Annotated in this window: 29 protein-coding genes; 16 read left to right on the plus strand and 13 right to left on the minus strand. The window is 62.8% G+C overall.

All coding sequences use genetic code 11. From position 1 onward, the window contains the following. Positions 1 to 85: 85 nt before the first annotated feature. Together accD and B6V76_RS12675 are read right to left on the minus strand one after the other, a co-directional pair. A complete protein-coding gene (accD, locus tag B6V76_RS12670) occupies positions 86 to 1,030 on the minus strand; it encodes an acetyl-CoA carboxylase, carboxyltransferase subunit beta (RefSeq protein ID WP_088727596.1) in 945 nt (314 codons plus the stop codon). Positions 1,031 to 1,096: 66 nt separating this feature from the next. Beyond that, on the minus strand, positions 1,097 to 1,990 hold the full coding sequence (locus B6V76_RS12675; RefSeq protein WP_088727597.1) for a type II CAAX endopeptidase family protein: 894 nt from the start codon (positions 1,988 to 1,990) through the stop codon (positions 1,097 to 1,099). Positions 1,991 to 2,158: 168 nt separating this feature from the next. Here B6V76_RS12675 and B6V76_RS12680 point away from each other — a divergent pair, with 168 nt between their 5' ends. Then, positions 2,159 to 2,917: a TSUP family transporter gene (locus B6V76_RS12680; RefSeq protein WP_075775250.1), complete on the plus strand. Its 759-nt coding sequence runs from the start codon at positions 2,159 to 2,161 to the stop codon at positions 2,915 to 2,917. Between the two features lie 3 nt (positions 2,918 to 2,920). On the opposite strand, the gene B6V76_RS12685 is transcribed toward B6V76_RS12680, so the two are convergent. Further along, on the minus strand, positions 2,921 to 4,246 hold the full coding sequence (locus tag B6V76_RS12685) for a FliI/YscN family ATPase (RefSeq protein WP_088727598.1): 1,326 nt from the start codon (positions 4,244 to 4,246) through the stop codon (positions 2,921 to 2,923). An 80-nt stretch (positions 4,247 to 4,326) separates the two neighbouring features. Here B6V76_RS12685 and B6V76_RS12690 point away from each other — a divergent pair, with 80 nt between their 5' ends. Genes B6V76_RS12690 through B6V76_RS12730 form a run of 9 tightly spaced genes read left to right on the plus strand, consistent with a single transcriptional unit; the run spans position 4,327 to position 8,916 of the window. After that, positions 4,327 to 4,713, plus strand: coding sequence for a FlgB family protein (locus B6V76_RS12690; protein WP_088727599.1), 387 nt, complete (start codon positions 4,327 to 4,329; stop codon positions 4,711 to 4,713). Between the two features lie 2 nt (positions 4,714 to 4,715). Next, on the plus strand, positions 4,716 to 5,108 hold the full coding sequence (gene flgC / locus B6V76_RS12695) for a flagellar basal body rod protein FlgC (protein WP_088727600.1): 393 nt from the start codon (positions 4,716 to 4,718) through the stop codon (positions 5,106 to 5,108). An 18-nt stretch (positions 5,109 to 5,126) separates the two neighbouring features. Further along, complete coding sequence (gene fliE, locus B6V76_RS12700) at positions 5,127 to 5,417, plus strand: flagellar hook-basal body complex protein FliE (protein ID WP_088727601.1); 291 nt, start codon at positions 5,127 to 5,129, stop codon at positions 5,415 to 5,417. Beyond that, positions 5,417 to 5,683, plus strand: a complete 267-nt coding sequence (locus B6V76_RS12705) for a flagellar biosynthetic protein FliQ (protein ID WP_088719873.1) — start codon at positions 5,417 to 5,419, stop codon at positions 5,681 to 5,683. The genes fliE and B6V76_RS12705 overlap by 1 nt, the downstream gene beginning before the upstream one ends. Before the next feature lies 1 nt (position 5,684). Then, positions 5,685 to 6,401 (plus strand): flagellar hook-basal body complex protein, encoded by a 717-nt coding sequence (locus B6V76_RS12710; RefSeq protein ID WP_088723161.1) that lies wholly within the window; start codon positions 5,685 to 5,687, stop codon positions 6,399 to 6,401. 14 nt (positions 6,402 to 6,415) lie between these two features. After that, positions 6,416 to 7,201: a flagellar basal-body rod protein FlgG gene (gene flgG / locus B6V76_RS12715; protein ID WP_088727602.1), complete on the plus strand. Its 786-nt coding sequence runs from the start codon at positions 6,416 to 6,418 to the stop codon at positions 7,199 to 7,201. Continuing rightward, entirely contained in the window at positions 7,201 to 7,626 is a 426-nt protein-coding gene (gene flgA, locus B6V76_RS12720; protein ID WP_088727603.1) for a flagellar basal body P-ring formation chaperone FlgA, read from the plus strand. Before flgG ends, flgA begins: the two co-directional genes overlap by 1 nt. Before the next feature lie 24 nt (positions 7,627 to 7,650). Continuing rightward, entirely contained in the window at positions 7,651 to 8,376 is a 726-nt protein-coding gene (gene flgH / locus B6V76_RS12725; RefSeq protein WP_075775259.1) for a flagellar basal body L-ring protein FlgH, read from the plus strand. 9 nt (positions 8,377 to 8,385) lie between these two features. Beyond that, complete coding sequence (locus B6V76_RS12730) at positions 8,386 to 8,916, plus strand: flagellar basal body-associated FliL family protein (RefSeq protein WP_075775260.1); 531 nt, start codon at positions 8,386 to 8,388, stop codon at positions 8,914 to 8,916. 48 nt (positions 8,917 to 8,964) lie between these two features. Here B6V76_RS12730 and B6V76_RS12735 read toward each other — a convergent pair whose 3' ends face one another. The 10 genes from B6V76_RS12735 to B6V76_RS12780 all read right to left on the minus strand — a co-directional run bounded on the left by B6V76_RS12735 (position 8,965) and on the right by B6V76_RS12780 (position 18,816). Next, entirely contained in the window at positions 8,965 to 9,333 is a 369-nt protein-coding gene (locus B6V76_RS12735) for a hypothetical protein (protein ID WP_088727604.1), read from the minus strand. Beyond that, positions 9,321 to 10,412, minus strand: a complete 1,092-nt coding sequence (locus B6V76_RS12740) for a flagellar type III secretion system protein FlhB (protein WP_088727605.1) — start codon at positions 10,410 to 10,412, stop codon at positions 9,321 to 9,323. The genes B6V76_RS12735 and B6V76_RS12740 overlap by 13 nt, the downstream gene beginning before the upstream one ends. Further along, positions 10,409 to 11,197, minus strand: coding sequence for a flagellar biosynthetic protein FliR (locus tag B6V76_RS12745; protein ID WP_088727606.1), 789 nt, complete (start codon positions 11,195 to 11,197; stop codon positions 10,409 to 10,411). Before B6V76_RS12745 ends, B6V76_RS12740 begins: the two co-directional genes overlap by 4 nt. Beyond that, a complete protein-coding gene (gene flhA / locus B6V76_RS12750; protein ID WP_088727607.1) occupies positions 11,194 to 13,278 on the minus strand; it encodes a flagellar biosynthesis protein FlhA in 2,085 nt (694 codons plus the stop codon). Before flhA ends, B6V76_RS12745 begins: the two co-directional genes overlap by 4 nt. Then, positions 13,278 to 14,027, minus strand: coding sequence for a transglycosylase SLT domain-containing protein (locus tag B6V76_RS12755; protein ID WP_088727608.1), 750 nt, complete (start codon positions 14,025 to 14,027; stop codon positions 13,278 to 13,280). The genes flhA and B6V76_RS12755 overlap by 1 nt, the downstream gene beginning before the upstream one ends. 84 nt (positions 14,028 to 14,111) lie before the next feature. Further along, on the minus strand, positions 14,112 to 16,187 hold the full coding sequence (locus B6V76_RS12760; protein ID WP_141104919.1) for a hypothetical protein: 2,076 nt from the start codon (positions 16,185 to 16,187) through the stop codon (positions 14,112 to 14,114). A gap of 227 nt (positions 16,188 to 16,414) precedes the next feature. Continuing rightward, positions 16,415 to 17,284 (minus strand): flagellar motor stator protein MotA, encoded by an 870-nt coding sequence (gene motA, locus B6V76_RS12765; protein WP_075775267.1) that lies wholly within the window; start codon positions 17,282 to 17,284, stop codon positions 16,415 to 16,417. Positions 17,285 to 17,360: 76 nt separating this feature from the next. Next, complete coding sequence (locus B6V76_RS12770) at positions 17,361 to 17,963, minus strand: hypothetical protein (RefSeq protein ID WP_075775268.1); 603 nt, start codon at positions 17,961 to 17,963, stop codon at positions 17,361 to 17,363. After that, positions 17,960 to 18,313, minus strand: coding sequence for a hypothetical protein (locus B6V76_RS12775; RefSeq protein WP_088727610.1), 354 nt, complete (start codon positions 18,311 to 18,313; stop codon positions 17,960 to 17,962). Before B6V76_RS12775 ends, B6V76_RS12770 begins: the two co-directional genes overlap by 4 nt. Positions 18,314 to 18,324: 11 nt before the next feature. Next, positions 18,325 to 18,816 carry a flagellar basal body-associated FliL family protein gene (locus tag B6V76_RS12780; protein WP_088727611.1) on the minus strand — a complete coding sequence of 164 codons (492 nt, stop codon included), beginning with the start codon at positions 18,814 to 18,816 and terminating at the stop codon, positions 18,325 to 18,327. Between the two features lie 121 nt (positions 18,817 to 18,937). Here B6V76_RS12780 and fliF point away from each other — a divergent pair, with 121 nt between their 5' ends. The 6 genes from fliF (at position 18,938) to B6V76_RS12810 (ending at position 24,536) form a co-directional block, all read left to right on the plus strand. After that, on the plus strand, positions 18,938 to 20,566 hold the full coding sequence (gene fliF / locus B6V76_RS12785) for a flagellar basal-body MS-ring/collar protein FliF (protein ID WP_088727612.1): 1,629 nt from the start codon (positions 18,938 to 18,940) through the stop codon (positions 20,564 to 20,566). Continuing rightward, positions 20,566 to 21,162, plus strand: coding sequence for a flagellar biosynthesis protein (locus B6V76_RS12790; protein WP_088727613.1), 597 nt, complete (start codon positions 20,566 to 20,568; stop codon positions 21,160 to 21,162). Before fliF ends, B6V76_RS12790 begins: the two co-directional genes overlap by 1 nt. After that, the gene (locus B6V76_RS12795) at positions 21,155 to 21,433 is read left to right on the plus strand and encodes a FliM/FliN family flagellar motor switch protein (protein WP_075775273.1); all 279 of its coding nucleotides are present in this window, start codon (positions 21,155 to 21,157) and stop codon (positions 21,431 to 21,433) included. Before B6V76_RS12790 ends, B6V76_RS12795 begins: the two co-directional genes overlap by 8 nt. A gap of 1 nt (position 21,434) precedes the next feature. Further along, positions 21,435 to 22,226, plus strand: coding sequence for a flagellar type III secretion system pore protein FliP (fliP, locus tag B6V76_RS12800; protein WP_088727614.1), 792 nt, complete (start codon positions 21,435 to 21,437; stop codon positions 22,224 to 22,226). A gap of 328 nt (positions 22,227 to 22,554) precedes the next feature. Next, complete coding sequence (locus tag B6V76_RS12805) at positions 22,555 to 23,787, plus strand: site-specific integrase (protein ID WP_088727615.1); 1,233 nt, start codon at positions 22,555 to 22,557, stop codon at positions 23,785 to 23,787. Next, positions 23,787 to 24,536, plus strand: coding sequence for a hypothetical protein (locus B6V76_RS12810; protein ID WP_088727616.1), 750 nt, complete (start codon positions 23,787 to 23,789; stop codon positions 24,534 to 24,536). The genes B6V76_RS12805 and B6V76_RS12810 overlap by 1 nt, the downstream gene beginning before the upstream one ends. Positions 24,537 to 24,651: the final 115 nt, after the last annotated feature.

Below are 24,651 nucleotides of genomic sequence, written 5' to 3' on the forward strand. Positions count from 1 at the left end.
CTCCGGCCTTAGATGGCGGACCGGGGAGGGGGCGCTGCCCCCGCGGCTGGCGCCGCCCCCCGGGATATTTCAGCCAATACGAAGATCAGGTCTTGGGCTTCGCCTCGGCCTCGGGAGCCGCCTCGGCGACCGCTACCTCGGGGGCCTTCTCCGGCGCGGGCAGATCGCCCTTCACCGCAGGCGGCAGGTTCATCAGCATGCGCAGGATGGTGATCAGTTCGTCGCGCATCTTCATGCGATGCGTCACGCGGTCGAGCATCCCGTGATCGAGCAGATATTCCGCGCGCTGGAAGCCTTCGGGCAGCTTTTCGCGGATCGTCTGTTCGATCACGCGGGGGCCCGCGAAGCAGATCAGCGCATTGGGTTCGGCGATATGCACATCGCCCAGCATCGCGTAGGAGGCGGTCACGCCGCCGGTCGTCGGATGGGTCAGAACGACGATATAGGGAAGGCCCGCTTCCTTGAGCATCTGCACGGCGACAGTGGTGCGTGGCATCTGCATCAGCGACAGGATACCTTCCTGCATCCGCGCGCCGCCAGCCGCCGAGAACAGCACCAGCGGACGCTTGAGCTTCACCGCACGCTCGGCCGCCGCGATGATCGCGTTGCCGACATACATGCCCATCGAGCCGCCCATGAAGGTGAAGTCTTGCGCGGCCGCGACGATCGGCGTGCGCCCCATCTCGCCCTCGGCCACCAGCATCGCCTCTTTCTCGCCGGTCGATTTCTGTGCCGCCTTCATCCGGTCCGGATAGCGTTTCTGATCCTTGAAATGCAGCGGATCGGCGATCGGTTCGGGCACTTTCACTTCGGAGAAGATGCCACCGTCGAACAGCGCCTCGAAGCGCACGCGGGGCGTAATCGCGAGGTGATGGTCGCAATTGGTGCAGACGTTCAGATTGTCCGACAGCTCCCGGTGGAACAGCATCGTCCCGCATTCGGGACATTTCGTCCAAAGGTTCTCGGGCACTTCGCGGCGCGAAAACAGCGAGTTAATCCGAGGACGGACGTAATTGGTGATCCAGTTCATCGTAAGAGCCTCTCGCTGGGGCGGGTCGGTTTGGCTTGAAATACGCCGCCCCTGCGTGAATTGCAATCAGACGCGCAGGGTGAGGCGGATCAACAGCCACGCGATCAACAGGTGCAGCATGTCGAGAACGAGCCACGGCAAGAGGTCCCACAAGTCGCGTGTATTGATCACGATCGTGTAGAGCGCCAGCCCGTCGAGCTGGCCGTAGAAGCCCACGAGGAAAAGTGAGCCGAAGTTATTGGCGAAATGCAGCGCGAGGGCGGCCCCGAGATTGCCGGTGCGCGCGGTCAGGTCGCTCGCGAGGCAGCCGAAGCCGAAGGCCCAGAGCGCGGGCCAGAACGCGTTGCTGCCATAAGTGCCGGGCGAATAGTGCAGCGCCCCGAAGAGCGCCGAGGGCAGGACCATCCAGACCAGGGGGCTGCGCCAGCGCGCTGCGAGCTGCTGCAGCAGGTAGCCGCGAAACAGGACCTCTTCGGTGGCGATCTGGACGAACAGAAGCGGCAGTGCGATCGGCGCCCAGCCCAGCACGTTCATCAGCGGATTGGAGCGGGCCGTGGATTCGCTGAGCTGGGTGAGCGCGAAGGAGAAAAAAGCAAAGAGCAACAGCGTCGGCAGCACCTTCGCAAATGTCGAGAGGCTCTGCTTTCCGAACAACGTCGCCGCCGCGCGGTGGTGCAAGTGGCGGCTGACGAGGAAGGTCGCGATCAGAAGCGGCGCGAAGGTTGCAAGCAGGATGGCGAGGCCGCGCGGGGTCGAACCATGGGCGATTTCCTGAAACAGCCTGAGCATCGAAAAATCGTCGAGCATCGAGGAGAAGAACAGGATCATCGCCCAGCCGCTGAGCAGGTAGAAGGCGACGATCACGCCCAGCCCGAGCATCCCGCGCCAGATCTGGGAATAGGGTTTCGCAGGGGCCGCGAAAGCGTCGAGCGGCGCATATCGGTGGGTCCGCGCGATCACGACGCGGCCTTCGCGGAGAGGGGGACGGTTTCGGAGCGCGAGTGGGTCATCTGGGTCTTCCGCAAGGCTATGGGTCGGTGATAGCGGCTGCGGCCCCGTTGAGGCAACGGCTTTACTTTTTGCGGCGCGGGCAGGACAAGAGGCGGCTGTCTTCTGACCGGGGTGCAAATGTTTGAACTTCCTCTCGATCTGGTGGTGATGCTGATCGGCGCGGCTTTCGCGGCGGGGGTGGTCGATTCCATCGCGGGCGGGGGCGGGCTGATCACGGTGCCGGCGCTTTTGCTGGCGGGCGTGCCGCCGGTTCAGTCGCTCGCGACGAACAAGATTCAGGGCACGTTCGGCGCGGCGACGGCGGCGATTTCCTACGCGGCTTCGGGCCATGTGGTGCTGCGAAAACAGCTACTGGCCGCCGTGATCGGGTTCCTCGGAGGGCTCGCGGGGGCGCTTCTCGTGTCGCGCATCCCGACCGACAAGATCGAGATCGCCCTGCCGTTCATCCTCGTCGCAATCGCCGCGTTTTTCGCTTTGCGGCCTGGTTTGGACGACACGGATCGGGTGCAGCGTATTCGGCCCGGCCTGTTCACCGCCGCTTTCGTGCCGGTGATCGGCTTTTACGACGGCCTGATCGGTCCGGGGACGGGCTCGTTCTTCATGATCGGTTTCGTGACGCTGGCGGGTTACGGCGTGCTCAAGGCGACGGCACATACGAAACTGCTGAACTTCTCGTCGAATATCGGGGGGCTGACGGGGTTCCTGCTGGTCGGCTCGCCGCTCTGGGTGCTAGGCATCGCGATGGGGCTGGCGCAGATCGCCGGGGCGCGGCTGGGCTCGCGGCTTGCGATGCGGGTGGGCGCGCGGCTGATCAAGCCGCTGCTGGTGACGACCTCGACGCTGCTGGCCGCGAAGCTGCTTTGGGACCTGATGTAGACCCTATCCCGGCACCTGCGACAGGATCGTGCGCAGCCGCGCGAAACTACCCGCGATGCCGTCGGGGGCGGGTTCGGCAACGAAGGCATCCAGCTCGGGCCAGACCTTGATCGCCGCGTCGATGCGTGGGTCCGAGCCTTCCGCATATAGCCCCGCCTGAATCATCATCTCGGCCCGGTCATAGGCGCCGAGCAGGCTGCGCGCCTTGCCGATCAGCCGGTTTTCCTCGGGATCCGCCGCGTCGGGCAGCGAGCGCGAGACCGAACGCAGCAAATTGATCGCCGGGAAGCGCCCACGCTCCGCAATCTCGCGCTCCAGCACGACATGCCCGTCGAGCACGCCGCGCAGGATATCGGCGATCGGCTCGTCCATATCGGAACCGGCCACGAGGACCGAGAAGATACCGGTGATGTCGCCCTGACCTTCGGCGCCGGGGCCCGCGCGCTCGCCCAAGGCCATGATCTGATAGGAGGTCGAGGGCGGATAGCCGCGCAGCGAGGCGGGCTCGCCCCCGGCCAAAGCCACCTCACGATGGGCTTCCGCAAAGCGCGTGATCGAGTCGGCGAGGAACAGCACGTGCTGGCCCGCATCGCGGAAATGCTCGGCCACGGCCATCGCGGCCCAGGCGCAGCGACGGCGCACCAGAGGCGATTGATCCGAGGTTGCGGCGACAATCACCGCGCGGGCCATCCCCTCCGGGCCAAGGGTCTTTTCGACGAATTCCCGCAATTCCCGGCCGCGTTCGCCGATCAGCGCGATGACGACGATATCGGCAGACACCCCGCGCGCGAAACTCGCCAATAGCGAGGATTTTCCGACGCCCGATCCCGCGAAAAGGCCGACCCTTTGGCCTTGGACCAATGGCAGCATCGTGTCGAAAGCGGCGAGTGACGTCTCCAACCGGCCGCCCAAAAGCTTGCGCTGGGCGGCAGGCGGAGGGCTTGCGCGCAATTCGCGCTCGCGCGCGCCGTGGATCAGCGGTTGCCCGTCGAGCGGCTTTCCGAACGGGTCGATGATGCGCCCGACCCAGCTGTCATGCGGAGCGATCCCGCCCTGACCGAGCAGCTCCACCTCGTCGTCGATCGCCACGCCATCGGCGGCTCCGTCTGGCAGCACGGTGACCGCCCCGCGCGTCAGCGACAGAACTTCCGCGCCGATCTCGCGCCCGCTTTGGCAGCGAATCGTCGCGCGGTCGCCTAGGGCCGCCGAACGGTCGAGACCGCTGACCTCGATCATCCCGCGCCGCACCTCGCGCACGCGCCCGACGGCGTGGGCGCTGGCGATAGCGCGCATTTCGGCGTGCAACAGGTCGAATCCCGCAAATGCCATTCTGGCCTCCGATGTTCTCGAAAGGTTTTCTAAACGATTCGCTCTTAAAGCTTGGTTGATAGCTCGGAGGAGAAGCCCCGATGTTCGAGAAGATTGAGATCATGGAAATGGCCAGTGCGATGGCCCGACACGCAGCAGCCCGCCAGAACGCGGTTGCGAAAAATATCGCCAATGCGGACACGCCCGGCTACGCGGCGCGGGATCTGCCGCCTTTCGAAGACCTCTATCGTAGCGAGGTCGGCGGCGACCTGCGCGCGACGCGGCCCGGCCATATCGGCGCCGCGTCGACGATCACGACCGGACCGGAACCGCTCGCCTCCCCCGGGGTGACCTCGCCCGATGGCAATGCCGTTTCGCTGGAAGAGGAGATGATCCGCTCGGTCGAGGTGAAGCGCGAGCATGACCTGTCGCTCGCGATCTACCGCTCCTCACTCAACATCTTGCGCAGTTCGCTCGGGAGAGGATGAGGATGACCGATTTCACCCAATCCATGGCGCTCTCCGCCTCGGGCATGAAAGCGCAGGCGATGCGGCTTCGGCACAGCTCCGAAAATATCGCGAATGCCGACACCCCCGGCTATCGCCGCAAGATGGCGGCCTTCGAGGAGGTCGTCGAGGCGGGCGGACGAACCGGGGAGGTTGCGCTCGGCCCGGTCCGGCTCGACCGTACGGAACTCACACGTATTTACGATCCTGGCCATCCGATGGCCGACGAGAACGGCTACTACGACGGCTCGAATGTCGATCTGGTGGTCGAAATCGCTGACGCGCGCGAAGCGCAGCGCAGCTACGAGGCGAATTTGCGCATGTTCGATCAGGCCCGGCAAATGTCGGCCTCCCTGCTCGAACTGCTTCGCCGCTAAGGACCGAGGAGATCTAGAATGGATTTGAACACCTCCCTTGCAACGCAAAGCTACGCCCAGGCCCGGGCCGCTGTCCCGCCGAAAACGGGTGGTTCCGGGCCGGGCCCCCTTTTCGAACAGGCGGCGAGTTCTTTCGTCGATGCGGTACAGGCAGGCGAAGACGCCGCCAAATCTGCAATGACGGGCAAGGCCGATCCGCATGCGCTGGTGCAGGCCCTCGCGCAGAGTGAACTCGCGATCGAGACCGCGGTGACCGTCCGCAACAAGGTCGTCGAGGCCTATCAGGAAATTCTCAGGATGCCGGTCTGATGCAGGACGCAATCTTCTTCGACACGCTTCGGCAGGGCCTATGGATCGCCGTGCTGATCGCGGCGCCGCTGCTGTCGGTCGCCCTCGTCGCCGGGGTGACGATCGGCCTCTTTCAAGCGTTGACCTCGGTGCAGGAAATGACGCTGACATTCGTGCCGAAAGTGGGCGCGATGCTCGTCGTGTTCTGGGTGTCGATGAGTTTCATGTCGGAAAAGCTGGTGGAGTTCTTCACCCGCACCCTCCTGCCGATCATCGCCGGGGGCTAAGATGGATAACGCGATCTATGCCACGCTGACGCGGCAATCCGGCCTGATGCGCGAAATGCGCACCGTCGCCAACAACATCGCGAATGTCTCGACGACGGGCTTCCGGCGCGAAGGGGTGATTTTCTCCGAATACCTTTCGGGGCTCGAGGGCAACGAGCCTTCGCTGTCGATGGCGCGCGCGCATGGCCGCATGATCGACCGGAGCCAGGGGGGGCTGACCCAGACGGGGGGGGCCTTTGACTTCGCGATCGAGGGCGAGGGGTTCTTCATGATCGAGACCCCGCAGGGCAATCAGCTGACGCGGGCGGGAAGCTTCATTCCTTCCGCCGCAGGCGAGTTGTTGACGCCCGACGGCTATCGCCTCCTCGATTCCGGCGGCACCCCGGTGGCGATCCCGTCCGGGGCGAGCTCGGTCGCGCTCGCGGCCGATGGCACGCTGTCCAACAATGGCCAGCCGATCGCGCAGGTCGGCGTCTATCTTCCCACAGATCCCAGCGGATTGCGCCACGTCGGCGGCACGCGGTTCACCGCCGAGGCCGGCGCCGAACCCGTCGAGGGCGCAGTGCTGATGCAAGGTTTTCTCGAAGACAGCAACGTCGATCCGGTCACCGAGATCGCACGCATGATCGAGGTCCAGCGCGCCTACGAGATGGGACAGGCCTTTCTCGAACGCGAAGACGAACGAATTCGCAGCGTCATCCAGACGCTCGCCCGCTAACAGGAGACCATGACATGAGAGCGCTTCAGATCGCGGCCACCGGCATGAGCGCGCAACAGATGCGCGTCGAGGTGATTTCCAACAACCTCGCGAACATGTCGACCACCGGCTACAATGCGCGCCGCGCCGAATTCGCCGATCTCTTCTATCAGCAGGCGACCCGCCCTGGCACGATCAACGCGACCGACGGGACGACCATTCCCGCCGGCGTTCAGCTCGGCCTCGGGGTGCGCCCGACCGCGGTGACGGTCAATGTCGCGCAGGGCTCGCTCAGCGCCACGGGCGGCGATCTGGACGTCGCGATCGATGGCAATGGATATCTGGAGGTGATGCTGCCATCGGGCATCTACGCCTATACGCGCGATGGGGGGCTGAAACGCAACGGCACAGGCCAGATCGTGACCTCCGACGGCTACCCGGTCGTGCCCGAGATGACGATCCCGAACGATGCTCGGGCGATCGCCATCAACGCTCAGGGCGAGGTCTATGCCTATTTCAGCAATCAGGTGGCGCCGCAACTATTGGGGCAGTTCACCCTCGCGAATTTCTCGAACCAGAAAGGGCTCGAGGCGATGGGCTCGAACCTGTTTCTCGAAACCGGGGCCTCGGGGCCACCCAACGTGAACACGCCCGGCGCGGACGAATTGGGCACGCTGCGGCAGGGCTATCTGGAGGAAAGCTCGGTCGATCCGGTGCGCGAGATCACGGAGTTGATCAAGGCGCAGCGCGGCTACGAGCTGAACGCGAAGGTGATTTCGGCCGCGGACCAGATGCTCGGCGCAACGACGCAGGTGCGCTGATGCTGTTTCGGGCGATCCTGATTGCGCTAGCCGGCCTTTTGACAGGCCAAGCTTCGGCGGACACGCTCGTCGCGCTCCACACTTTGCGCGCGCGCACGATCGTCACGCGGGCGGATGTCGGGCTGCGGCCGGGCGAAGTGGTCGGGGCGTTGAGCGGGTCGGAGGAGGCCGTCGGCCTCGAGACGCGCACGGTGATCTATGCCGGGCGCCCGATCCGCGCGCGCGATCTCGGCCAACCCGCGATCGTCGAGCGTAACCAGATCATCCCGCTGCTGTTCCGCTTCGGATCGCTTGAGATCCGTACCGAAGGCCGCGCGCTCGACCGTGCCGGGATCGGAGAGACGATCCGCGTGATGAACGCGGCCTCCAAAACCGTGGTGTCCGCAACGCTTGGCGCGGATGGAACCGCCCATGTCGCGAGATGAGGGGACCCGAAAGAGGAATTCGCGATGAAATCTCCTGCACTGTTGCTTCTTTCGATTGCGCTTGTCGCCTGCGGGCGGCTCGAACAGGTCGGTAAGGCCCCCGATTTCACGCCGGTCGAAGGCGGGAACGAGTTCTATGCCATGGCCTCCTCGCCGCTGCCCGCCACGACCGTGGCCCGCACGCCCGAGCAGGAAGCTTCGCTTTGGTCGGGCGCGCGCAACTCGCTTCTGGGCGATCAGCGCGCCGCCCAGCGCGGTGACATTCTCACGGTTGTGATAGAGATTAACGACAAGGCTGAAATCTCGAATTCCACAGGCCGCTCGCGTAACGGCTCCGAAACGATGGGGGTGCCTTCGATGCTGGGCATTCCGCAGCGCATCGACAAGCGGCTGCCTGCGGGAGCGAACATGGCCAATGCCGTCGCGACCAATTCGAACTCCTCCTATTCCGGCGACGGGCAAGTGTCGCGCAACGAGAAGCTGACCCTTCGCGTGGCCGCCACGATCATCGAGACACTCCCGAACGGCGTGCTGCGCATTCAGGGGAGCCAGGAGGTGCGAGTGAATTTCGAAGTGCGCGAGTTGATCGTCACCGGCTTCGTGCGCCCCGAGGATGTGAGCCGCCAGAACGAAATCACCTATGACAAGATCGCGGGGGCGCGGATTTCTTATGGTGGGCGCGGGCAGATCACCGATGTGCAGCAGCCGCGTTACGGCCAGCAGATCGCCGATGTTCTTCTGCCGTTCTGAGGTGCCTTGATGCTTGGCAAACTTCTCCCGCTTCTCCTTGGTCTGATCGGCCTCGCCGGCGGTGGCGCGGCTGGCTATTTTCTGCGTCCCGCTCCGCCGCCCGCAGCCCCCCCGACGGCCCCCGCCGCTGCGGAGGCGGAGGCGGGCAAGTCTGCTGCCGCAACCGACTCGCATGGTGACCCGGTCGCCGTCGCTAATGGCGCCGGAGGCGAGGTCACCTCCGAATTCGTCAAGCTCAACAACCAGTTCATCGTGCCGCTGGTGACCGAGTCGCACATCTCCGGAATGGTTATCCTTTCGCTGAGCCTCGAGGTGAAGGCGGGCGAAACCGAAGCCGTTTATCGCGCCGAGCCGAAACTGCGTGATGCGTTCCTGCAGGTGCTGTTCGATCACGCGAATACCGGCGGGTTTCAGGGTCTGTTCACCGATTCTGCGAACATGTCGCGCTTGCGCCGGGCCCTGACCGAGACGGCCCGCAACATTCTGGGCCCGAGTGTTCTTGCGGTTCTGGTTTCTGATATCGTGCGTCAGGACAGTTGAGCGCAGGCCGCCCAGCGGCGAACCGCGAAAAACCAGAGCCTCCGCGCCTCAGCGGGGCATTTCGCGTTTCGGGCGACCGAGTTTCGTGACGACGTCATGTCGGCCGACCGCGCGTGCAGTCGCGTCTTGCTGCTTCGCGATCGCGGGATTCAGCTCGTCACGCGCAGCGCGAAGCCGCGTTTCTTCCAGCGAGAGATACCGGAGATAAGCGAGCGTGTTTTGCCCGAATGTCGGGTCCAGCGCGAGCGTCGCCCGGCTCGACCGCTCTTCTGCTTGCAGGTTCGCAATGCGCAAATCGAGCGCGCGGGCCTGGGCGTTCAGCCGTGCGAGCGCGGCGAGTTCCGCCTCGCTTTGCATGCGCGTCAACCGGGCGAGTTTCGTTAGACGCGCGACCTGCAGTTTGCTCATTTGCGCCATGTCGCGCCTCTACCCGCCGCCTTGCGCATCTTCTCCGCGAAGCGGATCGCGGCCGCGACGGGTTTGTAATGCTCGGGACGGATTTCCTCTCCGATCTCGATTGCCGCGAAGAGCGCGCGCGCGGTCGGTGGATCCGAATGAACGGGTACCGCGTTCTCCGCCGCGATTTCGCGTATCCGCGCCGCGATCGCATCGACCCCTTTCGACAGGCAGACCGGGGCGCGACCCGAGGCGCGATTCCATTTCAGCGCGACCGCATAGTGGGTCGGGTTGACGATCACGACGTCGGCCTTGGCGGTGTCGGGAACCGATTGCCGCATCGCAAGCTCCATCCCCTTCTGGCGCCGCTGCGCCTTGAGATGGGGGTCGCCGTCGGATTGCTTCATCTCGTCGGTCAGTTCCTTGCGCGTCATCCGGTTGCGCCGCAGGAATTCCACTCGTTGCCAGAGATAGTCGACGACGCCTATCGCTGCGGCGAGCGCGGTTACGATCATGAGGAACTCGGCGATCATACGAAACAACACGCCCACGATCTGCACCGGTTCGAGATGCTGCGTCAGAAAGATCAGCTCCGCGCGCGCCCTGAGGTAGAGAAAGAGAGTCGTCGCGATCACGGCGAGTTTCGTCACGCTCTTGGCGAATTCGAACAATCCGCTGCGGCCGAATTTCTGCGCAGCATTTTTCAGCGGATTGATCCGGTTGAGCTTCGGTTGGATCTTGTCAGGCGCGACAACGACCGCGCGTTGCGCCCAATAGGCGACCAGCGCGGCGACCATCGGCACCACGAAAAACGGGGCGAGCGGCAGCAGGAGTTCTCCGATCACGCGCCCGCCCATGGCCGTCCCGCCGCCGAGGAACTGCGCGGCCATCTCATCGGCGCGATCGAGCATTGCCATCGCGCCGCTGCCGAACCGCGTGAGGCTGAAGATGCCAAGGCCAAAGAGCGTCGCGAGAAAACTGCCGTAAACGGCAGCTACCGAAATATCGGAGGAGCGCACCAGATCGCCCTTGCGCCGCGCGGCCTCCAGCTTGTGCGGTGTCGGGTCGAATTCCTTTTCGCCGCCTTCGTCCTCGCTCATAGCACCGCTCCGAACGGGTTGGCGAGGAAGGCCATGACCGCCTCGCGCCAGATCGCGATCGCGGGCGAAGCGCAAAGCGCGAGCAGGATCAGCCCGCCCCCTGTCAGCGCCGGAGCGCCGACGAAAGCCACCATGAGCTGCGGCATGGCACGGTTAATCGCGCCGAGCGCGACGTTGTAGATCAACCCGGTGACCGCCAAAGGGGCGGCAAGCGTGAAGGCCAGCGAAAACGCTTGCGCGATGCCCGAGACGCCCCAGCCGCGCAATGCCTCGGGATTGGGCCACTCGCCGACGGGCAGAACGTCGTAGGTGCCGATCATGAACTCGATGAGCCGGACATGAAACCCGAGGCTCATAAGCACCGCGATTCCGGCGATCATCAGCAGGTTTCCGATCGCGGGTTGCGGCTCGCCGCTCATACCGCCAAGCAGTTGCGCGAGCGAGCTCGACTGTGCCGCCATCGTGCCCGCAATCTGCAAGGCGAAGACGAAAGCGCGCAAGCCGAACCCAAGGAACAGGCCGATCGCGATTTCCGAGATCAGCCAGATCGGCGGGCTTGCCCCAAGATCGACAGTGGCGAGCCTGGGGACGAGAGCCGGGATCATCACGAGCGTTATCGCGAGTGCGACGCCGGTCTTGATCCGCGCCGGCAGGCTGGTTTCGCCAAATCCCGGGGCCATTGCGACGATCCCGCCGACCCGAAGCAAGATGACGAAACCTATCAACAAGAAACTTTGCGTTTTCTGCAGAATCTCTGCGAGTTGATCTAGAAGCGGCGGGCTCATGCCGGAACCTGCCCGACCATCGCGGGCCGCGCCTCGAGGCCAATTTCATCGTAGCTCAGAACCGGCGCGTTCAGACCTTTTGCGTTGATGACGGTGCGCAGAAACCGTCGCCTGCGTCCCGAAGAGACGAGCGCCGGGAACGTGCCCGCCTGTGCCGCGCCAGCAAGTTTTTCGGCGATATTCGCAGCGAGTTTGTTGAACAGATCGGGCGGTAAAGCGACATCGCCGCTCGCGTCGCCGCCGATCGTGTATTTGCCGAACCGCTCCTCCCAATCGGGCGCCAGTTGAATCAGGGGGATCGTGCCGTCGTCGCGCCGCAGATCGGCGACGAGCTGGAAACCGAGACGCTGGCGAACGTGCTCGCAAATCTGCTCCGGGGTTTGCAGGTGGCGGGCCTCCGAGATCGCCTCGACGATCAAAAGAAGGTTTCGGATCGAGACCCGTTCATCGAGCAGCAAGCGCAGGACCGCTAGAAGCAGGTCGATCGGAACCTTGTCGGGTATCAACTCGTCGAGGACGCGCCGATTGGCCTGCGCACGCGCCGGATCGGAGAGGTTTGCGACCTCGTGTAGCAGCCGACGCAACGCCCGCAACGTCATCAAACGCGAGAAATTCGCCTTGATTACCTCGAGAAGGTGCGTCGCGAGCACCTCCGTCGGCCCGACCACCGTCGAGCCTGCGAGCGCCGCATCCTCCTGCTGATGAGCGGGCACCCAAAGGGCTGGGGCGTGGAAGACGGGTTCGCGCACCTCTTCCCCGTCCGGCAGGAAATCGCGATTGTCCGCGATCAGTGCCAGCACATGCTCCGGCATCAGCCGGTCGCGCGCCTGCTCCACCCCCTGAACGCGGATCCGGTAATGTCCAGGCGGCAAGGTCGCGTCGTCGGTCAACCGAATTTCCGGCAGGATCAGCCCGAAACTCGCCGCGACATGGTTGCGCATGTTCGAAATCCGCGCGTCGAGACCTGTGGCGGGATCGAGCGCCATCTTCACCAGATCGGGGGCGAATTCGACATGGATGTCGTCGATGTCGAGCACGTCGCCCATGGACTTCTGTTTCGGCCCGGTTTCGGGCGTGGGCATCTTCATCGCCTCGCGCCGGGCGCGCGCCCGCTCTGCGCGCCGCAGCATGAAGGCAGCCCCGCCAAGGAGGACGGCTCCCGCGGTGAAGGGCACGAAAGGCAGCCCCGGCACGAGACCGAACAGCGCCATCAGGACCGCCACGGTGGTCAGCGCGGCCGGATATTTACCAAGCTGGCGAAACAATTCCAGATCGGTGGAGCCTTTCGCGCCGCCACGCGAAAGCAGGATCGCCGCTGCGATCGAGATGATGACCGCGGGTATCTGGCTGACGAGGCCGTCGCCGACCGTGAGGATCGCATAGGTTTCGAGCGCGCGATCGAGCGGCATTCCATGCACCACCGTGCCGATGGTCAGACCGACGACGAGGTTGAGCAACGTGATCAACAACCCTGCGACCGCGTCTCCTTTCACGAATTTGGACGCGCCATCGAGCGAGCCGAAAAAAGTGGTTTCCGCCTGTTCGCGTTCCCGCCGCTCCCGCGCTTCGGCGTGGTCGATCGCGCCCGCATTCATGTCGCTATCGATCGCAAGCTGCTTGCCCGGCATGGCGTCGAGCGCGAAACGCGCGCCGACTTCTGCCATGCGCCCGGCGCCTTTCGTGATCACGATAAAATTCACGATCAGGATCACGCAGAACACGACGAGCCCGATCAGGACCGAGCCGCTCATGATGAAATTCGCGAACCCCTCGATCACGCCACCCGCCGCGCCGGTGCCTGTATGGCCGTTGCCGATGATGAGTTTCGTCGAGGTAACGTTAAGCGAGAGCCGCAACATCAGCGTTGCGAGGAGAATCGTCGGGAAGGCGGAAAAATCGAGCGGTCGTTCGATGAACAAGGTGACAGTGAAGATCAGGATCGCAAGGGCGAAGGAGGTCGCCAGGCCGATGTCGAGAATCCAGGAGGGCACCGGCAGGATCATCATCGCGATGACCGCCATCAGTGCGAGCGCCAGCATGATGGTGGGTTGAAACGCACGGTGCACGAGCGGCGACGCCATCACATTCCTCGCGCTTTTTGCGCGGCTCGGATGAAGAGCGAGGCTCCCGGAGCACCGCCCACGCCTGGAGGCTCTGTTCCTTCCGAGCGAAGCAGGAGGGGATATTGGTTATCCCTGCTTTGCGCCGACGGTTCGGTTCGTGCCAATACGATCTCCGGAATCTCAGGCGCCCCGGCGGTTGCCCGCGTGGCAGAGGTGTTCACCACCTTTTCAGGTTCGACCTTGCCTGCGAGCTTGGCATGAAAACGCGCGAAGCGTTCAGAATAGCGCCTCGCATATTTCGGCGTGCGCGAATGATAGGCCCCGGCAGCCTTTGTCCAGTCCCCGGTTTCGGCATAGAGAGATTTCAGAAACCGAGCCGCATATCGTGCATTTGTCAGCGGGTCGAACATGTCTTCGATCGAAGAAAAATGCTGCCCATGCCATTTGAAGTTGATCTGGAAACAGCCGATATCGAAACTTCGCGCGCCGCGTTTGAATTCCTTGAATACATAAGCCAGCGCCAAATCCCGGGAGTCGAACCAGTGTCCCGCCCCCTCCATGTTCACGGTCCAGGGCCAGGGCTGGAAGCCACCTGCTCCCTTGCGACCCGTCTCATTCAACGAAATCGCCATGAGTACCGTGTAAGGCACATCGCTTTCGCGCGACGCTTGTTTCGCGGCGGCCTCGCATAGCTGGGGCTGTCCCGCCGCGGATAGCGGGGTGAGGGTAAGACATAAGATATAAAGTGCCCGCCGAAACCAAGGCATGGGATTTTCCCTTTGCAGTGCAATTCTTGCGACCCCAGACCTAGCGGGCAAAGCTTTAGAATCCGTTTCCGAAGATTTTGCCCGTCACTGCTGAACAGGGGGCAAAGCAAGGCGATCGAGCATTTTCGACAGCGTTTCGCGTTCTGCCTGGCTTTGCTCCAACAGGCTGCGGGCCCGCGTGAGCGGCCCGCCTTTCACCTCCTTCGTTTGTGAGGACGTCGCCCCGAAAGTTTCCAGGAAACGCTGTTCTACCGCATCTGGAGGGGCATCCAGGCTTGACCAATCGCCCTTGTGCCAGGATTGCGCGCGGGCCCCTTCCGGATTGCCCGCGCGAAGGTAGGCGGCGCGCGCCTCGTCGTGGCGACCGAGTCGAGACAAGGCAGCGGCTCTGATCTGCTCGATCTGTTTACCCTCCAAATTCTTCAGGTGCGCGACGGCGGCAGCTGGATCCAGTTCGAGGAGCGCGGCCCGCGCGAGCAGAGTCTTGTCCTGCACCGACAACGGATCGGCCTGTCCGAGAAGGCGCACGGCAACGGCAGGCATTCCCAGAGATATTGCACGTCCGGCCAGTTCTTGTCGCAGCCCGGAGGTCTGCGCGGCTTTCTCGGCTAGGGGCAATTGGTCATAAAGGGTTCGAAGGAAATCCCCGTCGCCGGCTTGCCCAACCAACCGCGAGAATATCGCTTCGAGCGTGCCCTTCGAATCCGCGATCTCGGTCGCATCTGAGTAAATCTCGAAGGCTTTGCCGAATTCGGAATTCGCGGCGTGGCCAATCGCGGCGATACGACGCAATTCCGGAGCCTCCGGCGCGTCGGCGAGTTCGAAAGCCAAGGCCTCTGCATTCGCAAGAGCTGCCGGGTCGACCGCTCCGCCCGCGTCGATCTGGCTGTTGAGCCACAAGATCAACGCGCGCAGCCCTTGCGCCGAGTTCGTCTTCGAAAGCGCTTCAAGGCGCCCCGAAGCTTGCGGATCGCCCTCCACCACTTGGATTTCGGCTTCCATCGTGTCGAGCGCACGTCGATCCCCGGTCGTGATCCGGCTGACAGTCGGCTCGAGCGATCGTGCCACATCCGCCGCTCCGATCTGCGTGAGGCGTGCCACAAGGTTTGGCGCCAGAGACCGCCGCAAATCGGCTGGAAGCGCCTCGAAATGTCGGCGAAGCGCCGCGAAGGCAACATCGCGTTTTTCGGGAAGCGGGTCAGCTGCGAGGAAGGCCCAAAGCGCGACCGCGCCATTGCAATCGGTGAGCTGAGCAAGCGGCGAGGTGGCGGCGGCAGGATCGGCGTCGAGCACCGCTCCCACGAAGAGCAGCGCATTCTTGCTCGGTCCATCCTTGCCCATATCGCGCAACAGCGCGCGGGCCTCCGTCCCGAAGCCGAAGGCGATGTAAAGCCGCGCCAATGCTGTCACCTTACGCGGATTGGGTGCGTCGAATTCGCCCAAGAGGCCTTTTCGCGCATCGCTGATCTGAGTGAAGGCCGGACGCTCGTCGACCCAGTTCGCGAGCTCGAAATATCGGTCGGGTGGGCACCCGGATACCTCGGGAGGCGCCTGGAGGCCTGTGGCAAGTTGGTCACGGTCGATCGCTGTAACCGAGTCGATCGCAAGATGCGGTGGAGGTCTCGGGCCCTGAGGCGCCTGCGGAATTTCAGCCGTTTCGGCGGCCCTGTCGCCTGTGGGTGGTGGAGCGTGTCGCCCTTGCGCGGGCTTTTCCTCGGTCGGCGTCATCTGTGGCGAGACGAGCCCCTGCGATGCCGCGCGCGACATCTGGCGTAGAAGGCGCTCTTCAATGCCATCGAGCCGTGGATCGGGTTTCGGGGGGAGGGGCGGTTTGGGCGCGCCATCAGAGATATTCACCGGCGCGTTGGCAGGCTCCTCTTGTGCAGTCGTAGCTCGCCAGAACAGGTCGAGGTAGTCGTCTCCGATCCTCACGGGTTGAACGGTTTTCGGGCGGGGCCGAGAGGCTGGTGGGGGCTTCGTTGACGTGGTCTGCGATCGATGTTCACCCGTCGCAATTACCGGGGGGACGTTTTGACCTGGAGAAGGATCCTTGAGGTCGATGACAAACGCGCCGCTCTCGAGCGAGAAGGTTTCGGGCGCGACCCCGGGCGCGAGTTTCAGAAACAACCCGCCATCGGCTTGTGCCGCGAGCGCCTGCAATCTGTCACGGGGTATCAACTCGAAAACGTTCTGGGTCGCGAATTGCGGCTCGGGGGCGTCAGTATCTATCCGTATCCCCCCATCGACAGGCGTAATCGCCCGGCTCGCCGATGCCGGTAGATAGACGACAAGGCGTGAAAAGCCGTCATGCTCCCCCGATTTGACCGGAATCACCGTTGCATGTGCCGGCGCGAGGGGCAGCAGAAATAGAAGTGCGAACCAGAGCCTCATGCCGCCTCCGACTTCACCGACTTCAAGGCCTCCTCAAGGTCGGAGAAGCTGGGGCGAATATGGTGGGGCGTGTTCTGGCGACCGACCTCGATGCAGATATTGGTCGCGTGGTTGTGCAGGTTGGCGATCAACACCTCGCGGATAAGCTTGTAGAAGTGGCTGTCTTCGTCGGTCACCCCTTTCATCCGGCTCGCGAAAGGGGCGATGAAACCGTAGGCGATGAACACGCCGAGAAAGGTTCCGACAAGCGCGCCGCCGATCATCTTGCCGAGAATTTCCGGAGGCTGATCGATCGAGCCCATCGTCTTGATCACGCCGAGCACTGCCGCGACGATCCCGAGGGCGGGCATCGCGTCGGCCACCGACTGCATAGCGTGGCTCGAATGCATGGCATGGTGGTAATTTGCCTCGAGTTGCTTGTCGAGCACCTCTTCCACCTGCATGGGATCGTCGTAGTTCATCGAAGCCGATCGCATCGTGTCACATATGATGTCGACCGCCTCGTGATCGTGGAGGATTTTCGGATATTTTCCGAAGATCGAGGATTTTTCCGGATCTTCGATATGTTCTTCGATTGCGACGGGGTTCTGTCGGGCGAGCCGGATCAATTCGAACAGAAGGCACAGAAGATCGCGATAGTCGTCGGGTTTCCATTTGGGGCCTTTGAAGACCTTCCCGACATCCTTCAGCGTATGCTTGATCGAGGCCAGGTCGTTCGAGAGTACAAAGGCGCCCACGGCTGCGCCGCCGATCATGATCATCTCGAAAGGCAGGGATTTGAGGATAATCCCCATCTTGCCGCCCGCCGCGACATAGCCGCCGAATACCATCACGAAGATGATCACGATCCCGATGACGCCGATCATGGAAAGCCTCTTCCGTTTCTCTCGGGCGACTTTGGATGATTCGGTTTAAGAAAGGCCCAAGAGCCTCAAACATCGCTCAGTTGCGCGGTGCGCCCGCGTTACGGCCTGCCATCAGCACGCTGATCGCGTAGGCTGTTTTGGGTTCGAGACTCTCCATGACCGCAGCAGCGGCGGCGGGGCGCATGCGCGCGAGGAAACCGGCGGCGAAATTCGGGTCCATTTCGGCGAAAAGCGATGCGGCCTGTTTCGGCTTCATGTTCTCGTACAGCGCAACGAGCTTTCCGACATCCTTGTCGGCACCCTCTTCCGCCACGGCGACGGTCTTAGACAGCGCCTCTTCCGCAGCGACGAGATCGTTCAGTCGCTTTTCCAAGCGGGTTTCGGCAAGGGCGAGCGCATTGCGGCGGTCAGTAAGCAGTCCTTCCTGTTCGACCAGTTTCGCTTCCCGCGCCTTGAGATCGGCGAGCATCGCCGTGAACCCGGCGTCGTCGATACAACCGTCCTGCGGTTTTGTCGCCTTTGTCTCGTGCACTGGTTCCGCGGTATCGCGCGCCCAAGCTCCGCTCTGTGCAAGCTGCATGCCGCCGGAGAGGACAAAAAGCGCAGCGATGATCCAGAGGGCACCGCGGCCCGGGCGGGGCCTGCGCCTACCGGGTTTGCGTTCGGCTGCGCGGTTCATTGCGCGGCCTCGATATCCGTTTCGCGTTGCCGCCGGCGCAGCACGCGGCGGCGTGGTTCACCGTCTTCGGGAAGATCATGCAGGGAGGCCAGAAGCAGCTCGAGCTTCTCCGCCCCTGCCTCCGCGCGTTCGGTCAGCGCGCGCAATTGTCGCTCGGATGTGCCCGCGGTGGCCTGCGCCCGTTCAAGCGCGCGAGTCATGTCGTCGACCTGCGCGGACAGCACGGCGATGGCCCCGCCCATCCCGGTTTCGAGTTGGTTGAAACGCTTGAGCCTGCGCGCGAGCACGAAGCAATAGGTTGCCGCCGCCAAGGCTGCGATCCCGGATGTGATTTCGGCAAGGAATTGCATCAGCCTCTCCCTCAGTTCAGCACGAATTCGATGACGAGAAGGTCGCGCACGCGCCCGTCTCCGGTGACCAGTTGAATCCGTCGCAACATCTGCGCGCGCAGGCGCATCATCGCGCTCGGGTCTTCCAGAAGGCTGACGTCGACGGCGCGCAAATACCCATTCAGCACGTCCATCACGCGCGGCTTCAACAGTTCTACGTCATGTTCATAGGCGGTCGGCACTTCGAGTTGCGCCGCGAAGCGCAGATGGCGCGCGGAGGCGCCGCTCAGCGTAATTGCGAGCGGGTCGAGTGCGACAAAGGCGATGTCGGGAAGTGCCTCCGGTGTATGCGCCTCCGGCGCAGCGGCGGCATGCGTGGCCTCTGGAGGCGCGAGAACCAGCCCCGAATAGACCGCGTAGAACCCACCGCTCCCCAGCATAATCATGAGGACGAGGCCGATCAGGAGCATCAGCTTGGTCTTCTTCTTCGGCGGCTCGTTCGCCTCGGCAGTGGCTTCCGTCATGGGGGCCTCGCTGTGTCGGGTCGAGGCTTGGAATAGCCGAGTCGGACTAACCGATTGTTAATCGCAATGAAGGAAGGTGCCCGTGACGCCGGGCAGAACGCCCGCTCTCTGGAGGTTCGTCTTGCAGCAACTCATCGACACTTGGGCTGGCCTGGATATGCGCCGGAAACTCGCCGCGGTTTTCGGCGTGATTGCGATGGTCGCCACGGTCTTAGCAATCGGATCGATCGCGTCGAAGCCGACGCTGGCCTTGCTTTACGCGGGCCTCGGCAGCGCGGAGGCGGGCGAGGTGATCTCCGCGCTCGAACAGCGCGGGGTGGCCTACGAGGTGCGTGGCGATTCGATCTTTGTCGCCGCGCCGAAGCGGGACGAATTGCGCATGACTCTCGCCTCGCAAGGTCTGCCCGCGACCGGTGGCGCAGGCTATGAGCTGCTCGATTCGCTCTCGGGCTTCGGCACGACCTCGCAGATGTTTGACGCCGCCTATTGGCGCGCGAAAGAAGGGGAATTGGCGCGAACCATCGCTGCGGTGCCGTCTATTCGGTCGGCGCGCGTGCATATCGCGCATCCGACGAATGCGCCTTTTCGCGGAACGCCTGAGCCGACGGCCTCTGTGACGATCACGCCGGCTCTTGCGGGGCTGAGCGCTGCGCAGGCGAAGGCCGTTCGCTATCTCGTGGCCTCTGCGGTAACCGGCATGACGCCCGAAGATGTCTCGGTAATCGACTCGGCGCGTGGGCTCATTCCCTTCAGCGACAATCCCGCGCTGCCCGGTGGCGGGGAGACTCGCGCTCTGGCGCTGAAGCGGAACGTCGAACGGCTGCTGGAGGCGCGCGTCGGTCCCGGGAATGCCGTGGTCGAGGTGGCGCTCGACACCGTGACAGAGCGCGAGGCGATCACCGAGCGTCGCTTCGACCCGCAGGGCCGGGTGGCGATCGCGACCGACACGTCCGAAACCTCGAAAACCTCCGATTCGACGACACCCCCGGCGACGACCGTGGCCTCCAACCTGCCCGACAACGGGACTGGCGCGACCGGCAAGTCGCAAAGCCGTACGAGCGAGACGCGCGCGCGCACCAACTTCGAAGTCTCTGAGACGCGTCGTGAATTGCTTCGCAAGCCCGGCGCTCTCAAGCGGCTTAGCGTCGCGGTGCTGGTCGATGGGGTGCGCGGCACCGATCCCGACGGGACACCTAGCTGGACGCCGCGCAGCGATGCCGAACTGGCCGATCTGCGCGAGTTAGTGGCCTCCGCGGTGGGATTCGACGAGGCGCGGGGCGACGTGATCACGCTGCGCTCCATGCAGTTCGAGGCGCTGCCGGAAGCGGGGACCCTCGCTGGCGCCGGATTCATCGACAGCATGGCCCTCGATCTGACGCAGATCATCCAGATCGCGGTGCTCGCAATCGTTGCGCTTGTGCTCGGCCTCTTCGTCGCGCGCCCGATCCTGCTGCAGAAAACCCGAGAAGGAGCCGCGGAACTGCCGGCGCCAAATGCCACGTCAGAGGAAAACTCCCGGTCTTCAACGACGCTCACCGGTGAAATCGACGATGGGGAGATGCCCGATATGAACATGCAGCTGGTGTCCGACTTCGACCTCGGGGATCTACCGATGGCGCGACAGACGGATTTCGATCTCGACCGCCCTGCCGATCCGGTTGACCGCCTCAAGAAGATGATCGAGGAGCGCCAGGCCGAAACCGTCGAAATCCTGCGTAGCTGGATGGAAGAACCGTCGGAGAAAGCGTGATGGGCCAAAGGCTGAAACTCGAATCCTTTGAGCCGAAGGCGAGCGAGGCGGGCGAAATCGCGCTCGACCCGGCCGAGTTGGAAGAGACCAAGCTGGCTGCGTTCGAGACCGGTTACCAGGCAGGCTGGGACGATGCGGTCGCCGCGCAAAACGCCGAAACCGCGCGACTTCACGGCGATCTCGGGCGCAACCTGCAGGCGCTGGGCTTCACCTATAACGAGGCGCGCCAGCACATGCTCGGTGCGCTCGAGCCGCTTCTGCTCGAAATCTGCGGAAAACTGTTGCCCGAGCTCGCGCGTGCGTCGCTTGGCGCCGTCGTGGCCGAGCAATTAATGCCGATTGCCGGGGATCTCTGCGCGAGGCCGATCACGGTGGTCGGCAATCCGACCGCATTGCCGCAGATCCAAGAGGCGCTGGCGCCGCGTGCAGACTTGCCGCTCGCATTCGTCGCGGAGCCCAGCCTTGGCGAAGGGCAGGTCTATCTGCGCTTCGCCGATACCGAGACCCGCGTCGATCTCGACGCCGTCATCGCCGCCATTTCGCGCGCGGTCACGACCTATTTCACCGCCAACGCGAAGGACAAGCCCGATGAATGAGACCGCGCCGAATGCCTCGACCGCCAATCCCTTCACGCAGGTGCCGATCGAGATCACCATCTCGGTCGGCAAGGCCCGCCCGCTGGTGCGCGATTTGCTGCGCCTGAAGCGCGATGCGGTGCTGTCCCTCGACCGGAAAGTGGACGACCCGGTTGAACTCTACGTGGGAGACAAGCTGATCGCGCGCGGCGAGCTGACCGAGATTGACGGCAGCGACGGGCAGCTTGCGGTACGGCTCACCGAGGTGGCCGATCTGCAAAACGGCCTGTGACATGCCTCGCCGCCTACCCTTTGCCGTTCCCGACGTCCCCCTCGCGCGCTCTTCCGCGCTAAGGTTTGTCCTGCTGGCAGCCTTAACCGTAATCCTCGCGGCCCTGCCGGCGCAGGCCCAGGACATCACGCTTTCTGTCGGGGAGGGCGACAGCCTCGCCGGGCGCTCGCTGCTGATCATCGCGGCAATCACACTTCTCAGCCTCGCGCCGGGGCTCGCGATCATGGTGACTGCGTTCCCGTTCATCGTCACGGTGCTGTCGATTCTGCGCCAAGCCCTCGGACTTCAGCAGTCGCCGCCAAACATGTTGATCATCAGCCTCGCCCTATTCCTGACATGGTTGATCATGGAGCCTGTCTTCCTTGAGAGTTGGCGCGTCGCGGGCCAGCCCCTGGTCGAAGGTGCGGTCGACTGGCAGGAGGCGTTTACGAAGGGGATAGAGCCTTTCCGCATCTTCATGGCAGGGCGCACGAATCCCGACACCTTCGCGGCCTTGGCCGATCTGCGCAGCGGCACCGCCGCGACGGGAGCCCCGACAAGCCTCGATGCCGCGCCGCTCTCGACCCTCGTGCCCGCCTTCATGCTGTCCGAGGTCACGCGCGCCTTCCAGATCGGCTTCCTCGTCTACCTGCCGTTTCTGATCATCGACCTCGTCGTCTCGGCGGTGCTGATGTCGATGGGGATGATGATGGTGCCGCCCGCGGTCGTGGCGCTTCCGTTCAAGCTCGCCTTTTTCGTGGTGGCCGACGGCTGGGTGCTGCTCTCGGGGGCCTTGGTGCGCAGTTATTTCTGACGCCGAGAGCGGCTCACGTAACCGCAGACCCCAAAATGCAAAAACCCGGGCCGAAGCCCGGGTTTCTGAGGGTGATGGTGAGCCGTGCAGGATTCGAACCTGCGACCCACTGATTAAAAGTTCCAAGGCCCTATGATTTCAGGGTTTGTCCGAAGTTGTCCGGTTTGGTCCGATGGTGTCCAAATCACCAAGGAAAAACACAGATTTTACAACTGCTAATCGTTTGATTTCGTATTGGTTAGGGTTTAGCTTCGTCCTGTAGCGTCCGGTGGGAGCCGGTCATTTTTGTCCCCTATGTGTCCCCCAAAGATTTTCAGAAGGCAGAGGTATGGCAAAGGTAAAATTCACCGACACCTACATTCGTAGCCTGCGGCCACCAGAAGAAGGCAGGCTCGAAGTAAGTGATGAAACCGTTCCAGGGTTGCGAATTCGAGTGACGCCCAAGGGCAAGAAGTCGTGGATGTATGAGAAGCGGGTGAAGGGCGGCGTAAAGAGAAAGCATGATCTCGGTCGCTACCCTGACGTTTCCATCAAACAGGCACGTCAGCTCGCCAATACGATCCAAGTCGAGGCTAACGCAGGCATCGATCGAGTATCGCTTCGAAAGGCGAATGCCGAGGCCGAAGAGCTTGAGCGAAAATCATCAATTTCCGTGAACAAATTGCTCGAAATTTACTACCAACTGCACGTATCCGGATTGAGGACCGGCGCTCACCGGATGGGCGAGCTTCGGAGCGTCTTGAAGTCCAGTTTGGATTTGCCGTCGAAGAAGATCACCAACCAGATTCTTCAAGCTGCGATTGACGAAGAGGTTGCCGCTGGCCACCTGTCGAAGGCTCATCGAGTTCGTGCATACTTCTCGCACCTGTCAAGGTTTGCGCGGGCGAGGGGGTATTTCGCGCCCTACGTGGGCTTGGATCTGCAAAAGGTGAAGGCGCCGCCAGCGCGTGAACGAACCCCAAGTGTCGAAGAGGTTCGCCGGATCTATTATGCGACTTTCGCCTTGGGAGACCTCTGGGGGCCGCTGTTTCGTCTGATCATCTTGACCGCCCAACGAAAGAACGAAATCGCGCACCTAAGGTGGTCGGAGGTTGATTTGGAACGGCGACGCATTGTTCTGGAGGGCACGAGAACGAAAAACGCCAAGCCCCACATCACCCACCTGAGTGATCCGGCGCTTGAAGAGTTGAAATGGCTATCTGCGTGTGCAGACGAAGACGCGGATCTGATTTTTACGACGACTGGCAATACTCCTGTGTCCGGTTTTAGCAAATCGAAAGCGCGGCTGGACAGCGTCTTGGGGCCTGATTTCGAGCCTTGGCGCACCCACGACCTGAGGTCTTCATTCGCTACAATCCAATCAGAGCGACAGCATAAAGAGGCGGTGGTAGATAGGGTTCTTAATCACTCTGCATCGGGTTCGGCGCCGAGCGTGGTTGCGAGGGTCTACAATCGTGCTGAGTTGCTGGAAGAGAGAAGGATAGCACTTGATGATTGGGCAAAGGTCGTCACGGGCAAGTCTGCGCCATCCAAGTCAGGCAACGTTGTGAGGATCGCCTAATGTTTGCCCCGCCTGGATACGTATTCATCCCCCATTTATACATGGCGCTTTTCGAGCGTTCATTCGTTCTGACTGCCGACTTCGACTATTGGCAGGTTGAGGGGGACAATCCCGACCTCGATGACCAAATGAAACGAGCCGCATTTGCTGCTGAGGGATTGATTGAGTTTCTTCGCTTCTGCCCTTCTCTGTCTGTTTGCTCGCCTGAGGGTAAAGTGTTGCGGATATCAAAAGGAATTCTTCACAAGCGAATTGGCTCGGAGCTTCCTATGGATTTCGAGTTTATCGAACCCCACTCCGATGGTTGGCTTGTCTCGGTGCAAGGTGACGAGAGCAAGTGGCGCGAAGTCGCGAGGGAATCTGTCTCGGACAAAAATGCGCTGAAAGTAGTTGATCTCATGCTGAATGGACTGAAAGCAGCACAGGAGGTCTACCGTCAGTTCGATGGCTGGGCCTTGACCTTCGCAAGAGACGATTGGCCAAACGGGTCAGACGAAATGGACAAACTACTCGATCCCGCGTTGGGACTTGATCCATCTGAGTTTGACACAGATAGCAGCAGCGCTCCTGCAAGGGGGCGCCCGCGAAAGCAAGAAGCTGCGAAGCGCGCCTACGACCTTCTTTTCCCGGGCGGACATCAGGGCAGTTCAATGAAGCTTGTCCTTATGGCGGTGTCCAATCATCTTGGCGAAGTTGTTAGCGAAACGACGATGAGGCGTGCTCTTCAGCAGTCTGAAGGCGACGACTGACGGACGAGGGCGGTCAAGAGGCCCGCCAAAACTAATTTTTCTTTCGGTCAAAAAGGGTCGAAATCTGCCCCGAAACGCATTCAAAACCGGTCTCGCAATTTAGGCGGTTTTGGCG

Origin of the sequence: Thioclava sp. IC9, assembly GCF_002213225.1 — a bacterium.
Lineage (GTDB): Bacteria > Pseudomonadota > Alphaproteobacteria > Rhodobacterales > Rhodobacteraceae > Thioclava > Thioclava nitratireducens.